The sequence below is a fragment of the Alcanivorax sp. VBW004 genome, from assembly GCF_009718865.1.
Classification (GTDB): domain Bacteria; phylum Pseudomonadota; class Gammaproteobacteria; order Pseudomonadales; family Alcanivoracaceae; genus Alcanivorax.
This window is the reverse complement of record NZ_WNHC01000001.1, coordinates 3438455-3454772: the sequence shown is the minus strand read 5'-3', so window position 1 is coordinate 3454772 and position 16318 is coordinate 3438455. Positions and strand designations below refer to the sequence as shown.

At 48.1% G+C, this 16318-nt stretch carries 12 protein-coding genes; 3 read left to right on the top strand and 9 right to left on the bottom strand.

The window, feature by feature from the left end:
• Positions 1-19: 19 nt before the first annotated feature.
• From F1529_RS15700 to F1529_RS15660, 9 genes are all read right to left on the bottom strand, one after another.
• Positions 20-382: a metal-dependent hydrolase gene (locus F1529_RS15700; RefSeq protein WP_155136184.1), complete on the bottom strand. Its 363-nt coding sequence runs from the start codon at positions 380-382 to the stop codon at positions 20-22.
• A 301-nt stretch (positions 383-683) separates the two neighbouring features.
• Positions 684-1232: a helix-turn-helix transcriptional regulator gene (locus F1529_RS15695; protein ID WP_230457814.1), complete on the bottom strand. Its 549-nt coding sequence runs from the start codon at positions 1230-1232 to the stop codon at positions 684-686.
• A gap of 19 nt (positions 1233-1251) precedes the next feature.
• On the bottom strand, positions 1252-2373 hold the full coding sequence (locus F1529_RS15690; protein WP_155136181.1) for an ATP-binding protein: 1122 nt from the start codon (positions 2371-2373) through the stop codon (positions 1252-1254).
• Between the two features lie 126 nt (positions 2374-2499).
• The gene (locus tag F1529_RS15685; RefSeq protein ID WP_155136178.1) at positions 2500-4239 is read right to left on the bottom strand and encodes a hypothetical protein; all 1740 of its coding nucleotides are present in this window, start codon (positions 4237-4239) and stop codon (positions 2500-2502) included.
• A gap of 12 nt (positions 4240-4251) precedes the next feature.
• Entirely contained in the window at positions 4252-5499 is a 1248-nt protein-coding gene (locus F1529_RS15680) for a restriction endonuclease subunit S (RefSeq protein ID WP_155136175.1), read from the bottom strand.
• The gene (locus F1529_RS15675; RefSeq protein WP_370457053.1) at positions 5489-7126 is read right to left on the bottom strand and encodes a class I SAM-dependent DNA methyltransferase; all 1638 of its coding nucleotides are present in this window, start codon (positions 7124-7126) and stop codon (positions 5489-5491) included. Before F1529_RS15675 ends, F1529_RS15680 begins: the two co-directional genes overlap by 11 nt.
• Positions 7120-10230, bottom strand: coding sequence for a type I restriction endonuclease subunit R (locus F1529_RS15670; protein WP_155136172.1), 3111 nt, complete (start codon positions 10228-10230; stop codon positions 7120-7122). Before F1529_RS15670 ends, F1529_RS15675 begins: the two co-directional genes overlap by 7 nt.
• 12 nt (positions 10231-10242) lie before the next feature.
• Complete coding sequence (locus F1529_RS15665; protein ID WP_155136169.1) at positions 10243-10446, bottom strand: helix-turn-helix transcriptional regulator; 204 nt, start codon at positions 10444-10446, stop codon at positions 10243-10245.
• Positions 10447-11415: 969 nt separating this feature from the next.
• Positions 11416-12276 carry an SDR family oxidoreductase gene (locus F1529_RS15660; RefSeq protein ID WP_155136166.1) on the bottom strand — a complete coding sequence of 287 codons (861 nt, stop codon included), beginning with the start codon at positions 12274-12276 and terminating at the stop codon, positions 11416-11418.
• A 148-nt stretch (positions 12277-12424) separates the two neighbouring features.
• On the opposite strand from F1529_RS15660, the gene F1529_RS15655 reads away from it, so the two are divergent.
• The 3 genes from F1529_RS15655 to F1529_RS15645 all read left to right on the top strand — a co-directional run bounded on the left by F1529_RS15655 (position 12425) and on the right by F1529_RS15645 (position 15815).
• Positions 12425-13456, top strand: a complete 1032-nt coding sequence (locus F1529_RS15655; protein WP_196220418.1) for an AraC family transcriptional regulator — start codon at positions 12425-12427, stop codon at positions 13454-13456.
• Positions 13453-14085, top strand: coding sequence for a carboxymuconolactone decarboxylase family protein (locus F1529_RS15650; RefSeq protein ID WP_155136160.1), 633 nt, complete (start codon positions 13453-13455; stop codon positions 14083-14085). Before F1529_RS15655 ends, F1529_RS15650 begins: the two co-directional genes overlap by 4 nt.
• Before the next feature lie 107 nt (positions 14086-14192).
• Complete coding sequence (locus F1529_RS15645) at positions 14193-15815, top strand: alpha/beta hydrolase family protein (RefSeq protein WP_155136157.1); 1623 nt, start codon at positions 14193-14195, stop codon at positions 15813-15815.
• Positions 15816-16318: the final 503 nt, after the last annotated feature.

The window sequence follows — 16318 nt, the reverse complement described above, 5'->3', positions numbered from 1 at the left end:
GGCTATCCCTCCCTCTTCCTTAAATTTTACCGAGCAAGGGCAGTGAGCGTGGCGTTAAACTATCAAGTGCGAGATGGCTGATGTAACCAGCTCCAGCGCATAAGGCCAGAAATCTCAACAATTGACTACCTCTATCTTCGGGCTTCCAGTCATAGGCTTTCTTCAAGCCATAACCCAGTATCACCAAGAAGCTAACGCTATGGAAAAACTGGCGATGATGTGGATTAGTGGCAGGCTCAATCCAGTCCGGCAGTTTAGAAAAAACTGTGCTGGCGGTAATTGCCAGCAACGGATTGACAGGCTCTTCCTGATGCTGGGCATAGCACGCCATAGCCACTCCGGTTAATGCGCCTGCCGCAGTATGATCGGCTCCATTTGCCATGTGCTACTTCTCCTTGCGAACGCCCTTGAACGGCGTCTTATCAGTCGTTTTGACATCCATGAATCTGCCGGTGGAGGTGTCACGCTTAACATAATGTCCTGAAGGGGTTTTCGTCTGGGTCCGACCTTTCACCGCCCCCTTCCGATGTCCATCTCCAACTGGTGGGTTTGTAGCCATACAAGCCTCTCTTTCTGATAAAGTTAATCTGTTTAACCAGATGTCAATAAAAATGGCTTCTCAGCCATGTATAAAAGAGAGGATAGTCGAGTAAAACTGATTAAGTCAAGCAGATTAAGCAGAATTATTTGATGGCGCGGTAAATGAACTCAAGGCCGCCAGATTCAGCAACGGCTTTGCTGCCGAGGATCAGGCCGGAGGCGAACAGTTTCTTGAGTTTCGCGCTGGCATTCTGAGCCGATCCGCCAAATTTCTGAACAATCTTGGAGGTAGTGACTTCACCTTCTTTCATGATGAAGTCGAGCAATTCTTGTGATCCCTTGCTCGGCGGGGGGCCAATAACAGAGTAGCCATCCTGAGTCTTGAGGATCAGAGATTGCTCTTTGGCGATAGCGGCATAGTGCCAATTATCAAGGAGATCTTTGGTTAGAGATCCCGAAAGGAAAAAGCCTTTCTCGCCCCTATTCAGTTTGGCTAACGAAATCACGCTCTCTCTTGGAAAGGAAGCATCAGTCGCAGTGATCCCTTCAAGTGAGATTTCATAAATGTCGGAAGGGTTGTTATCAACAAAATCAGAGAGCAGTGAAAGTACTTCTCTCCCTTGTTTGTTACCAAACGGGTGGTCGTCTTTAGTAAAGTCACGGAGGCGCATGATTGGCGAATTCTGATTCATCCCATTAATTTAATCAGATTTACTGGTGACTTGCAAGAATGAAATCAAAGCAAATGTGCGTGCCCATGAGCCTGGGAAGATCGAGTTCGTAATTCGTCTTATGCAGTTTTCCTGATTTGTAGGTAAGCTTAAGTTCAAAGCACTCTTCGCGAACTGTGATTACGGCATTGTATGACGCAGCCACATCGCCGCTTCGCTTTAGGCCCAAACCGCGCCCTTCATCACTGGACTGAGATATGCTGCCCTTCTTGAAAACCTCTCGCACCAGCTGCGGGCCGGACTTTGGGTCGTTGAAGTCAAGCTTTCTAAAAAGTCCAGGGTACTTGTTTTCTATAATAGGTTTGAGTGTCCCCGTGATTCCTCGCCCGCTATCGGAGACAATCGTTTGTATGTGAGGGTCAACGCCGCGATAGCCGTGGCGAGCTCTAAAGCCTTTATATCGCTGCAGTGCTATATACCCAGGTATGGGAGATTCAGAATGATCGCGCACGTTGCCAAAAAGCTCTGATAAAACAGTGAAGGCGGGTTGAGAGTAATTCTCTCCAGCGTAACTTACAAAGCTGTGCTTTAGTCTTTGCGGGATGTCCTCATCCAGATCCTCAGGATCTACTTCGCCGAATTCATACACGGCTTCACTGTTACCTTTAAATAATTCAGCCCCCGAAAAAATCGGCCGACGAGGCTTTATCACCACATCTTCATGTAACATTTCGAAGAACCCAATCCTATCGAAATAGGTTAGAGTATTTTGACAATCATTAAAGTCGATAGTGATGTGTTTTCCGGTAAATGTGCATTGGTTGGCATAGGCTAGCAAGCGTGCGGCTGCTTCCAGGAGAATTTTGCACCCCTTTGGTACAACAAATGTGATGAAAGAGAGACTGGAATCCAAAGGTGCTCCAGCTTCTCCTACAGATCTGTCTAGAGAAATGCCATCGATCCAAGCATCGCCGACTAGCTGTATTTCTAGGCAAGAGTCTTTGGCAATGAACCAGCAATGGTTATCATCCTTAAAGAAGACCCCGTCTTGCTTGTTCAGGTATGAATTTACTTCCCTTCGGTCCAGCCCCAGTTTTCTTGCGATTTGGCGACCTTTCAGGCCTGGCGCTTCGCGCAGAACCCCCTCAATTTTTCTCTTCATCGGCAATTTCTTCATTTTCTTGGCTTTATTTTATCTAAGAGCTTTCCAAATTATAGATCAGCGTGGCATTTCGTTAGGAGCTAACAAAATATGATAGCTTCCAGCGTAATCTTGATTTGATGGCGCTTATTTATTAAATGCAGAATTTGAGGCCTCTCTTATTAGCTGCCTTATCGTGGGATGTCCAAGCTTTGTCGTAAGTGGAGACACATAATCTCGCCCTTGGTTCCAATGCAGGTTTGTGTTGTAAATCAGTCCAAGCAGAAAGTAGATCTCCGGGATATCAACACCAGTGCTGGCCACAAAATCCATTTTCTTTTTTGTCGTCTTGGTTTCTAGAAAATCTTCTTTCTGGTTGTCCTGTTCCAGTAGGCCGTAACCGAGTTTTTCAACAGCAATACGTGTAGCAAAACACACGGCTAGAGGATCGTAATTCCTGTTTTTCAGGTAGCGAGCTAGCTCGCTCTGGGAGTACTTATGGAATCCCCCAGAATTCCTCCAGTCATTCGGAAGGTTTTTTGGCCACTCATTCTCAGGGATCTCACACAGGTCAGTGTGAAAGTGGAACCAGTATTTTTCTAGCCCATCCTTGATGTTTTCTTGATTATCCCTTGCTTCTACAAGTCGTAGAGTTTGTTGTGATTTTCCTGTCGGTTTTGCAAGTAGGTGATTTATTTGAATTTTGTGCTTGTTAAAACAGAAATCGAAAAATATGCCGGGATCAAGGTGCGTTAAAATTATTGGATAAATTTCTTGGTTTTGGTCTTTATACGATTCAATGATCGAAGTTACGTAGTATTGGAAGGCTACCAAGTTGGCGTCATCCAGATAGTCGAATACCTCGTCAATGACTAATATGAGCGGTTTTTTACTGCCTTCATGCAAAGTTTTATGCAACTGAACAACAAGTGTAATAATGTCGCGCTGGCCGTTCGATAACTGGTGAGCTTTGGGGAAGTTAATGATCAGATCTTTCTTTTTTTTTGTTTCTTCAACTTTCGCCCATTGCCAGTTAGAACTCTTGAAGTTGGATAGTAGGTTTTCATAATGCGCTTTGACGGTTAAATAATACAGCCAATCTATCGCAGCAGAAAATCCTTTGGGGGCGGCAGCATGGAGGCGCGCAATCTGATAAGCAGAAAAAAAGCCTTCTACCTCGGAATCTGCACTGCCATACTGGACTAGCCGTTCAGCTATGTTGCTCAGTAATGGCAATGATCGTAATTCATCTAAACAGTTGTCCAAAACCCATTGAGATATGACTGCTGCGCTTCCATTTTTTTGGTTTACTTTGTCTATAATGGTATTCAGCGCTGCTTGAATTCGGACTTGGGTGAATTTTGATAGCTCAATTCCTTGGATGGCTTCCAAAAGCCTCGGGTCTTTCAGTAAGTCTGATATGTTGGGCAGAATTTTTCCGTTCCGCCCGAAGTTGGCCTTGGACTCGGAGGGCTTATATGAAAAATCTGCTTTCGCCGGGATTTTGCAGATTTTTATGGGTTTGACTTCAATAGTAGAGGATACTGCTCCCTTGAAATGTTTTTTCGCTTTCGGAGTTAGACCGCTATTGATTACCAGTACATCAAACTTTTGGCGAATCTCGTTTTTGCTTCTGTCTGCGGTTAATTTCTGCCCATCAACCGTAATGCTCAGTTTAGGTTCCAGTTTTTCGTTTTCTTTATGATGATCCTTTTCAGCGAGATCGATTCGCTTGGTATTCATCGATGAAAAAGCGGTTGCGATTGAGCTTTTCCCAAAGCCGTTAGGTGCAACCAAAAGGTTGGGTTTGTAGGCCTTTAATTGCACGTTAAAGTTTTCATGCGAAATCCCTTTGATGTTCCTTATCTCGATTTGGCTTATGGTCATCGCCCAATTTCCTTATTTTACTGTTACTTGGCCGCTCATTAGCATGGGTAGCAGCCAATCTCGAAGACTTATAAGCTCACGATTTTCAAGACTTCGCTCGAAGATCATCTTGTTATAATTCGTCACTACGTCATCATATTTATTGAGCAGACCCGCTGTCGGGTATGCCAACGTGAGCGAATGAAGATCGCTTTTTGTGATGGAGCCGAATGTTGTTCCTTCAGAGTTTCGGCGGTTAAAAATCTGCTTGAAGTACTTCATCACATAAAAAAGAAATCCGTCCGATCCGATTTTGCTATTCAATGCAGCCAGCCCGCGGCCAATACAACAATCAGTGTTAGCAATATTCATGTCGCCAACAGGAGCGCGGACACTTAAAAGAATGTCGCCTTTCTTTGCCATGCGGCTTGGTGCTGCTGTGTATTGACGGGTGCTGGGAAATAGCCATCCAAAGTCGGTGGAGCCTTGATAGAAAATAGTTCCAACACCTTCTTCGTTATAGGAGCTCCCCTCTGGAGATTGCCCCATCGTAATGTTCGCTATCTGAGATAGCGTTTTGTCACTCCACTCCTCCGGAATTTCCCGCTTTAGGGTTGGGTTGTAGACCATTTTACCGCCGGAGGATTTGTAGGGTTTGCCGTTGGCATCGGGGAAGTCGAACTGTACAAACCAGTAGTCGTACAGGGTTTTGGCCATGGTCTCCAGTTCGGCGTTGATGCGGTTATTGATTTCAATTTTTTTGTCTAATGCTGACAAAATAGCTACGATTTTATCTTGGTAATCTTTAAGTGGAATCTTAAATCGTAGCCCAGTGAGATACTCAATATTTATATTGTCTTGAATGCTTCCACTCGCAGAATTCTGAATTGCCTTCCTAATGTAGGTGAATACGTAGTGCATAAAGGGTTCTGACGACTCTTCAGGGTCTGCATTAAACCCAACAACGCTGTCAGGGAAGCACATTGGGTAACCCAGTAGAGCGGTTTCTGCGATATTTGCAGCGATAGTGATGCATAGAGTGTTTTTAGGCCATAGAGCACTCTGTGAAAGGCCAAATTCGTTATAGCAAGCATCATGAGAACGAATATATAAATTGGCTGCTTTAACTTCTCCTGTTTGTACTAACGGATAAGTTCCATTATCAAAAAGCTGAGGGTCATTTCGAGGGCGGTGTCTGGACTTTCCTCTTTGAAACTTTCCAAGGTCAGTTAGTGGCTTGGTGTTCCACTTATTATTATATTTCGACGAGTTAAAGATCATACTTCAACCCCGCCAATTGCTTTTTAATTTCAGCTTCTAGTTCACGAGACGTGCTAAACAAACCTTCCAGTCTGCTAGTAATGTCCTGCATCTTTTCGGCAAACTGCTCTGTACTCAGATCTGCATATTCGATTTTGACATCAAGATACTGGCCTGCGCTTAGTAAATAGTTCTTGGCCTGGATCTCGTCATAGCTGACAGAAACGGAAAAATCCTCTATAGCCTCTTTGGAATTAAATGTGTCGATAATGCGTTTTTCTTCATCCGCGCTCAAAACGGTTTTCTGGTTCTTGCCGTCTTTGATTTTCTCACCTAGGTTAGATGCGTCAATCAGTACTACCTTGTCTTTGTCGCTGTCATCTATAAACAGAATTGAAACGTTGGTTCCAGTTGTAGCAAAGATATTAGATGGCATAGATACTACGCCCGCCACAAGGTTTTCCTTGACGAGATGCTGAAGAATTTTCTTATCAACCCCTGATTTTGCAGTAAGAAAACCGGTAGGCACAACCACTGCTGCCTTTCCGCCTGATTTTAGCGAATGGATTATGTGTTGAAGGAAAAGAGAATAAATTTTCATCTTTTCTTTTTCTTTCTTAGGGGTAGTGGGGATGCCCGCAAAGAAGCGCTCTTTATTTTCTTTGCTGTCCAGCTCATCACGGAAGTCGCTGAAATCCATCTTGAATGGTGGATTGGAAACTATATAGTCAAAGCGCTTCAGGTCTTTGCCGTCCCGGTGAAAGGGGTGCAAGATGGTGTTACCCTGGATCACATTGGGGATGGAGTGCACCAGGTTGTTCAGGATCAGGTTAAGACGCAGCAGGTTTGAGGACTTCTGCGAGATGTCCTGAGTGTAGATGCTACAACGGTTCTCACCAATGGCATGGGCTACGTTCATTAGCAGGGTGCCTGAACCTGCGGAAGGGTCGTAGCAACTAACGTCCTTGACTTTGCCCTGTTGCTCCGTGGGCACCAGAATGGCCGCCATAATGCGAGCCACGGCATGGGGCGTGTAGTATTCGGCGTATTTGCCGCCGGAGTTGCTGTTATAGTCCTTGATCAGGTATTCAAAGATGGTGGCGTAGAAGTCGAATTTTTGAGTAAAGATTCGCTCGAAGCTGAACTCCACTAACTTATTGATGATGGCGCGGCAGAAAGCATCGCGCTTGGACTCATCGGCAATGTATTCACTCACGCGGTCAAACAGCACCACCTTGGCACCGCCATCAGTTTTTACCGCGAACACGTCATTATTGGTCTGGGCAATATCGCGCAATGTGTCATCAAACAGCTTGGCGAAGTCTGGCGCGTTCTGCTGGCTAAATAGGTAGCTGATAAAGTGGTGCGGTTTTAAGCGTGCGGTATCGCCGCCCATTTGCAACTGGAGCATTTCCAGCTCGTCTTCGCTCATGGCGACTAGGGCTTCTTCCCACTTTTCGGAGTTGGCGACCTTCTCGTCGATTTTCTTCGCCTCGTAGGCGAATTTGTCGTTCAGGAACTTGTATAGAAAGGTTTGGGTGATAATTTTGAATTCATTACCGTCGTTGCCTAAGCCATAGTGGGCGCATATGTTCTTCAGGCTATCGATCAGCGCCTTTGTTTTGTCTCTAAATTCAAGTTCTACCACGTACGAGCTCCGGTGCTGAATTCATTCAGGTATTCGGCGACAACCAGGTGATTGATATAGCGTGAGGCGTCGGCGTTGAGTTGTATGTTTTGCTCGCCTTTGAAGCGCCTGATCACCAAGGGCATCATCTGGCGTTCAAAATAGCTTTCGTTGTCCAGTATCTGGCTGTTATTCAGTACCTGCTCATCGGCGTCCTGCTTTACCCCGGTGAGGGCTTCGAAGATCTTGCGCTCTGCCTGGCTGGCTAAGTTGGGGCTTGGGCCGCGCTCTTGCAGGCGCTTGTGAATGCGGGTGTATTTGGCATCACCATGGTATTTCTGGCGAAGTTGGTTGTTCTCGCGGTTCAGCTCCTTAACGCGCTCGTGGATCTTGTTGAGCGCATCGATGTTGGCCACCATCTCATCCTGGGTGACTTCGCTGAGGTTCTTTTTCTTGAATAGCCTTTCCAGCTCTTCCTTCAGGCTGATGAACTTGTGGTCTTGTTGGTCAAAATTACTGGCCAGGGCTTCGCGGGTTTGGCGCAAGGTGTTTTTCAGCTTGTCGGCCAGTACCAGTTCTTCTTCGCCCACCTTGATGAACTTAAAGATGACATCCTCAAGGGCCATATTCAGTAAATTGCCGGTATCCGTGCCTTGCTCGATGCTCTCCTTGAGGTTGAGCATATCCAGGTGGTTACAAGTTTCCCGATAGAGGATGTTAAGTTTGGCGAAGTCCAGCTCATCCAGGATGTTGTACTCACCTTGTAGGCGGATGAGGTTGTAGAGGCTTTTCGCATCGCCCAGTGCTTTTTTCAGAGCCAGGATGGTTTCCCTGTCCTGAATCTGGCTGATCTGGTCGGTGAATACCTCGGCATTTTCGATGTCGAAACGGAACAGCACATCCTTGATATGCTCGATTTCCTGCTTCATTTCCTCCTGGGATTTGAACAGGTTGGAGTAGTGCTCCATTTCATCGCCGAGTTCTAATTGCAGCTCATCAAAATAGGCTTTGTTGGTCGCGTCAAACTCCTTGCGGATGTCGGCAAAGTCCACCACGTAGCCGTAACGGAAGTCCCTATAGGTGCGGTTTACCCGTGTTAAGGCTTGTAGCAGGTTGTGCTTGCGGATGACTCGGCCCAGATAAATTTTCTTTAGTCTTGGGGCATCAAACCCGGTGAGCAGCATGTTGAAGACGAACAGAAAGTCGATTTTCCCGGCTTTGAAGTCTTCCACCCAATCCTTACGCTCTTCCTTGGTGCCTATGTCATGCAGGATCAGCGCTGCGCTCTTGATCTTGTTGTCTTGCTTGGCTTTGGCGGCATAGCTGTCAGGCTTGGCTGCTGCAATCATGGCTTGAGCGGAATCCTTGATTTCATCAGGTGAGCTGGCGGCCTGCGCGTAGACGCCATTGAAGATGTCGAACATCTGCTTGGCTTGATCTGCGCTATCGCAGATCACCATGCCACCTATGGTTGCATCATTCAGGGCTCCCCGGCTTTTTTCAAAGTCGGTGATGATGTAATCGAGCATGGGTTCGACAAAGCTTGGATGGGCGTAAATCAGCTTGCGATCCACATCCCCCATCTGGATTTCCACTTCCTCCAAAGCTTGTTGCAAGATCATTTTGTAGTTGGTGGCGATCTCTTCTCGAATCAGGCGCAGGGTGTAGCCATCGGTAATAGAGGCGTTGTAATAGTATTTGTGAATGTATTCTCCGAACAGGGCGCGGGAATTGTAATCGTCGCCTAACAGCGGCGTGCCCGTGAGGCCAATTTTGATGGCATTGGTGTCTGACTGGCTCAGGTTGGCCAGGAAGCTCCCTTTAGGGTTATAGCTGCGGTGGACCTCATCTAGGAAATACACGCGCTGGATAGCTACATCGTAGTCCTGGGTCGAAACGACGTCCGGGTCATCCTTAAATTTCTGGATATTCACTACCGTGATTTCTGGCTTGCCGGAATGGTTGTGGATAACCTGGGTTGCCTTAATGTCGCGGGTAAAGGCTTCTCGGGAGTTAACGGTGTGCACCGTCAGGCCGCGAGCAGTGAATTCCCGTTGCGCCTGCTGCAGTAAGTCCAGCCGGTCGACAATGAAGTAGAATTTGGGAATGATCTGTTGCTTCTGGAAGTGGTCCGTCAGAAAGCGCACGTTGTAGAAAGCCAGCGCTGTTTTGCCGCTGCCCTGGGTGTGCCAGATGATTCCCTTCTTAACGTCATCATTGAGTTTCCTTTTGATGGCCTTGGTGGCGAATAACTGCGGGTAGCGCATGATGTGCTTTTGCAGCCCGTCAGTCTCTGACACATAGGCGAGCGCATAACGCAGGATAAACGCCAGCCGGTCTCTGTTGACCAGGGAAGTGCAAATGCGGTTTGTTGGCCGATTCGGGTCTTTATTGACGATGAATTCGGGATTGCTGCGAATGACTTCCAGGTTGTTGTCCTTCAACACCTTGATTTCGTCATCACCTGATAACGGCTTGAGTAAGGCCGTAAGGTTCAGGATTTCTTCCTCACGGAAGTAGTTGAAGACCGGCTTATGATAAGAGCTGCTGGCGTAGAACGCGCCCTGAACAGGTTCTGGGTCGCCGTCGTCATACTCCATATTGTTAGAGAAAATCATGAACTGCGTGATGTTGGCAAAGCGCTTGAACTTGGGATTCTGGAAGCGCTTGTTGATGCGATCCCGCTCCGCCAATATGCCTTCACGGTTGTTCGGCTTTTTCACTTCAATAAAGACCAGCGGCATGCCGTTGATCAGCAGGGTGACGTCTGGTCGAAACTCTTCATCGCCATTCTGGCAGGTCAGTTCGGTAACGACGTGGAAGCTGTTGTTGTCGAAGTTTTCGAAGTCGATCAGCTTGGAGTTGGAGCGGTCGCTTAGCCTTTCAAAGAAGGCGCGCCCCAGGTCTTCGTTGTCGAGCAGCAGTTTGACATCTTCCAGGAGCCGGGAAACATCGTCCGCCTCGATGCCGGGGTTGATTTGCGTGATTGCTGATGAGAACAGCTCAGGGAATATGTTGGTGTCCAGATCCCAGCTCTGGCCCTTGAGCGAGAGATACTGATAGCCCAGCCTCATCAAATGGAGGATGGTCGGGATTTTTACTCGGGTGTCTTCGTTAAACTTCATTACGATCCCTGTTTATTGTTGCGTCAGCTCAAGCAGGTCGCCTACCTGGCATTCAAAGAGCGCGCAGAGCCGTTCAATGGCATCTAGGTCCACCTTCTGGGCGGTTTCCTTGTACATCAGGGTAATGGTGTTTCTGCTTAACCCTGTCTCTCTCACCACATCGGCAATACGCATCTTGTGCTCGCCCATCATGCGGGCAAGGTGGCAGCGGATCATGGTTCGGCCTCTCCGGATTTGAAGCCTGAGAGGCTATCATGATTTGGTGGTTAAGTTTAAATATTTGAGTTGAAATGACAAAATTGGTTGTAATTGCCCCTGCTTCCGGGATAGAGCGTGCTCGCAACGTTTTGGGAGGTGAGCAGCTATATAGCGGCTTCTACTAGGTTTGCCACCTTCTGGTGGGCTGAGCTCCTTTCATCGAAATAGTCGTATCTGTCATAAATACCCTCAACTCCCTTCAGCTTGTGATTCAAACACCGTTCCGCCACATGACTCGGCACGCCTTCCGCAACCTAGAGGCTGCGAAAGGTGCGTCGCAGATCGTGGATTGTGAAGTGTTCTAGGTCGCCCATTTTGATTGGCTGCTGCTTTTCCTGGCTCGCGGCCAAAGAGCTAGGAAATGGTGAGATTCAGATTCTTTAGGCCCACAATAGGGCCTTGCTGGAGCGTCCAGTCGGAAATGCGTAAGGGGAGCTGCAGGCTTGGGCGCGGAACATTCAGCCACTCAATAACTTGGGCGGGCACCGAATGGTGATGGCCGTGCGAATCTCACCGTATTTTTTGGATTCACATCAGATATGACCTCGAGGTTCAATGACTTTCCTTTGCAGTCGAAATGAAAGTGTATGTTTTTGTGTGACATTATCGTTTTCTGGGATGTTAACTCTCTGAATTTCTGCCTCAAGTACCTTTGTATTATTGGCGTTGTTGATCTAGGGAGCCTCCCCGTCCGTCGAGACAAGACACAGCAGCTGCACGCTTCAGGCTCACGCTGAGCACGTGAGGAGTTTTTCAGAGGCTCCCTGGTTCGCGTCTATACTTGTCTTTCTTTTCTGTAATTGCCGGGGGGACGTCGGGCTTGCGCTGTCACTTACATGACCAGCTAAACCAGTGCGGCGTGCCGATGAAGAGGGATTGCTGCGAGCTCTTCGGGCCGACGTCGGCCCCAGTGGGTGGCCTGAGAAATCACCGGGGCGAGCTGCTGTCGTTTTTTTTATATACGCTGAATACCATACGGCTCAGCCACTTCATGGCCGCTTCATAGAGTGGTGGGCAAAAGCGTTGGGCGAATACGCCTAAGCGAATATCAAAAGAGGTGAAGATCCAGTAGCGATTCTTCTTAACACCGGCGATGATCTTGTTCGCCGCATGCTCAGGGGGTTTAGCATGACGCTGGAAGCGCCCCGTCAGAGCCTTCACATCGGGGTCATTACGGTCCACGCCAATCACATTGAGGGTCTTTACCAAACCAGTGTCCACGGCCCCGGGGCAAACAAGGCTGACACCGATACCATGCTGACGCAGATCAAAACGCAGTACTTCGCTAATGCCTCTTAAGCCGAACTTGCTGGCGCTATAGGCAGCGTGCCAGGGCAGGCCGAACAAGCCGGCGGCGGAGGAGACATTGACTAGATGGCCGCCTCGGCCCGCCTCGATCATCGGCGGTAAAAATGCGTGGATAATATGAATTGGCCCTAGTAAATTGACGTCGATGATCTGACGCCAATGCTTTAGCTCCAAGTTCTCAACCGTGCCCCAGGTTGAGATGCCGGCAATGTTCATCACCATGTCGACGCTATGATGCTTCTTATGAATGGCATCGGCGAACGTCTGCACCGCATCCGGGTCAGAGACATCAAACGCTCGGTGGAATAAGACTTGCCCGCCCTTTTCCTCCAGCTCTTGCGCTACAGTATCCAGAGACGTTTGATCAATGTCGGTTAGACACAGCCTTGCGCCTTCGGCCACGAGCTGTTGCGCCGTTGCCCGGCCAATTCCGCTGGCAGCGCCGGTAACCAGGCAGAGTTTATTACGCAGTGACTTCATGGTGATCTCCTATTAAGAATAGGAATGATGCCATGCCGTCCGGTTCCCCCCGGTAACCAATCGCGCCACAATAAGGGTCTGAAAATGCCAGCACAGCTTGGTTGGCAGAAGGTGTGACATACTCGGCGATATCGTTTGGAGAATGACTGTGGATGATAACGATAACTGGGTGGCAGCCCCCCATCTCCAGCATCTGGCTCGTACCGCACAGGCAAATGGTCTTGATGTGGACCAATGGTTGCTCCAGCTGGGCAATAATAATCCAGCCATCGGGGCGGAAGTCACACTGCCAATTTCCATGCTCGAAGAGCTTCTGGAACAACTCGATGGACGGTTTCCGGGTTACCCCTTCGGGCTGGTGATGGCGGAGAACATTCAGCCAGCGGCGTTTGGGGTTCTTGGCTACCTGAGCCAGAGTTGCACACGCTTCGCCGACGTTTTAGACCTGCTCGTGCGGTACAACGGACTCCTCAGTAGTTTCGGGAATAGCAAGGTTGTCCACTTGCCTGGCCGGGTCCGCGTTGATTGGGAGTGCCTAGCGGGCAGTCCTCTGTTTCGTAGGCACGCTTACGATTATGTTCTGGGCAGTTTCATCGTGCTTGCCCGTACCCTTCTGCAACCGACCCCCTTGGCTCTTCTCGAAGTTCATTTCTCCCACTGCGCGCCTGAGAATCAAGAGACGCGGTTACGCCTTCAACAGCTGTTTCAAAGCCCGATTTATTTTGACCAGCCGCAAGCCGGAATTTGCTTTGATCGAGCGTTAATGGATCAGCCGCTGAGCCATGGGGACCTGAGTATTAAAACGACACTGGCGCAACATGCTGATTCGCTGATGCAGCAACGACAGCAAAACATGACATTACCGGAAACCGTAATGCGCCTGGTGCATGCCATGTTTGTCGACAGCCCCCCCAGCCTGGAAGACGTGGCGGATCAGTTGGGCATGAGTGGCCGCACTCTGCATCGTCGTCTGGATGCCCATAGCATTAAATTTCGTAGTCTGATTGATGAAATTCGAATGGAGAGGGCGTCAGACCTGTTATTGAATGGCTGTCAGCCACTGGAGGTGGCAGCATTTCAACTTGGATTCCAGTCCAGGCAATCTCTTATTCGCTGGTTCAAGAAGCGGACGGGCTTAACGCCAGGCGAATATCGACAACGAGGAAACAGCAAATCATGAGAAATTCAGATCTCTTGCATCCCGAGCAGGGCTGGGCATGCCCTGAATGTATTCGCATTCCTGCCCCGCCACGTCGGGAGCAGGCCCTCTTGCTGCGAAGCCTGTCCGGATTGGTGCGGTTCTTTGGTCGAACGGAGCTGCCTCATATCTTTCCCGTCATCGGCATCAATGGGCGGATTTTCTGGCCTTGGCTGGTTTTTGCCTCTCAGATGATGCCCTTCGGGCGGCTTCCTGCCACGGATAGGGAGAAAGCGATTCTCCGTGTGGCCTGGCACTGCAGAAGCCGCTATGAATGGGGGCAGCATGTGGAAATGGCATTGAAGGTTGGCGTTAGCGATCAAGAAATCGTTGAGATGACAAAACCTTCCATGGAGATCGCGAATTGCGGCGATCAGCTGTTAGCGGAAACCTGCGACCAGTTGTGCCAGCAACGCCTGGTGGATGAAGAAAACTGGCTTGCGCTGAACAAGAGATACACTCAAAAGCAGGTAATCGAATTGACCATGCTTGTTGGTCACTATGTGATGGTCGCGGGGTTGTTGGTTAACGCTGGCATAAAATTGGAGCCGTCGAGCGAAAGGGTGTTACAGGACTTTTATGAACGTCTTCGGAGGGTGGCGAGAGGGTGATATAGCTATCGGAAGTGTCGGCTCCGGAGCCTCTGCTTGTCCGGACTTGTCCCTCTCAACGGTGTGATGATTGGCATGATGCAAGGTTTTACTCATTGCGAGGTGCCATGATGATCCGGTTGCTCTGTTTTTTGGTTACGCTTTTATTATTAATTTGTACGCCAGCCCATTCTTTTGAACTTGCTGATAGCCAGCGAATAAACGAAAGAATTACTGACTTCGATATTGTCTCCGGGAATCTCGTGAGTGGAACCACAGTAAGAGTGATGTTGCCAACAGGGTACACTGAGAGTGAGAAAGCTTATCCGGTTATCTATCTTCTCCATGGTGGAGGAGGAACCCACGAAGACTGGACGATATGGGGCGTGCAAGAAATTGTTGGAGACCTCGACGTAATTATTGTTCAGCCGTCCATGGGAAAAGGAAGCTGGTATGCGGATGCCACTGTTCCCGGTATCTTCGGTACCCCGAAATGGGAAACCTTTTTCTTCGAAGAGCTTATTCCCTGGGTTGATAACACATTAAAAACCGACGCGCGTCGCGAGGCGCGTGCCGTAGTGGGACTTTCCATGGGAGGCTATGGCGCTATGAGCTATGCCGCTAGGCATCCTGATCATTTTGTCGCTGCAGCATCATTTTCAGGAGCAGTGGATACAAGCGGAGAGCTAGTGTCAAACTGGATAGGCGTTTCCCCCATTATAGAAGGAAGGATGCCGTATTCAATTTTTGGTCTATGGCCATTGGATACACTGAAGCGTCAAAAACACAATCCGCTTAAATCGGCTTCTAATTTAAGAGGAATGCATCTTTCATTTTACTTTGGTAATGGGAAGATTGGGCCCCTTGATAGCCAGGTTGGTTATAATCCAATTGCTCTGTTCATGGGATGGATTCAAGAGGCTGAAGTGCAAAGAATGAATTTTTCTATGCATGACCGCCTAAATGAGTTGGGAGTCGTTCACAACTTTTACCCTTATGGTGATGGACAGCATTCTGCAGGTTACTGGATTCGCAGTTTTAAAGATGAACTTCCAGATTTAATGAGGGTATTTAATGATCCGCCGGTTCCTGCGAATTGGGTTGTTAATGGAGGTTTTGAATACGAGGGAGCTTATGCTGTTACCAATGACTTGCACTGGGAATGTAATGGCGTATGTGGCTTGGACCATTATGTCGAATTAAGTCATTTGGGCAATGGTAATGGTTGGATAAGGAGTAATGATGATAAGTGGCATGAAATATATCAGGACGTTTCTGTTGCAAGTAATACTGATTATTATTTGACAGGGTGGTTGAGAGCATCTGGATCTAAGCTGGCTCTCTTTGGTGTAAGGGGGAGGGATGGCGTCTCGTTGGCTGATAAATCAGTGATTAGAGGAGATGAGTATGTTAATTATCAAATATCGTTTAACTCTGGAGATAACGATCAAGTGAGAGTTTATGCAGGGCTGAAGCCGGGGGGGAATGACTCTTGGATTCAAATAGATGAAGTTTTTATGGCGGCTGGGTATGTTACTGAAAAGCATGATGACGTGGATAGCGTAAATAACCAAGATGAAAGTGATGAAGGTGGCAACTCCCAAGAAGTAGTCATGTCTTCTGAGGGGCTTGAAAATGCTTCCAATAAGCAGGGAGGGACATTGTTTTTATCATGGTTTTACTTGTTCATCTTGCTGGCTATTTTTGGAAGAAATAATGCGTACGGGTCAGCTTTTGGGTGTGCTGATTAATAGTTTGGACTTGGTATATAAGTAGTGAGCTTGTCTATGATTGTTTGCCATGGAAGTTTTAGTGATTGAGGTTTTTTCTGTAGTAATTAAGGCCTGATATGATAGTTGCGGTTTTTCCTAGGGTTTTTGTCAGGTCAAGTTCAGCCTACGATTTTTTCAGATGGCTTTTCCGTCGTAAGGTGAACCACAGTTTTCCGCCTATAGAGCTTTGAATTACAACCAGTTCCCCGTGCGCCGTTCTGGCATTCAAAGTGGTAATCGCTGAGATGTCCAGGAGCAGAAAACGCATCCCGGGAAGTTGATAATTGAAGCGGTCGGATCGTCTGATGGCTCGTGTCTGCATGGTTTTCCAAGTGAATAATCGACTTGGTGTCACCTCCACAATATATGTCCCTGACTTAAGAGAGTAACCCAGCTTGGGTTGCATTATTAGTGACATTAAAGTTGTCATTCTCCGCCACCTAGAATGTCCAAAAAAGATCCTGTCATTGGTGTGATTATAA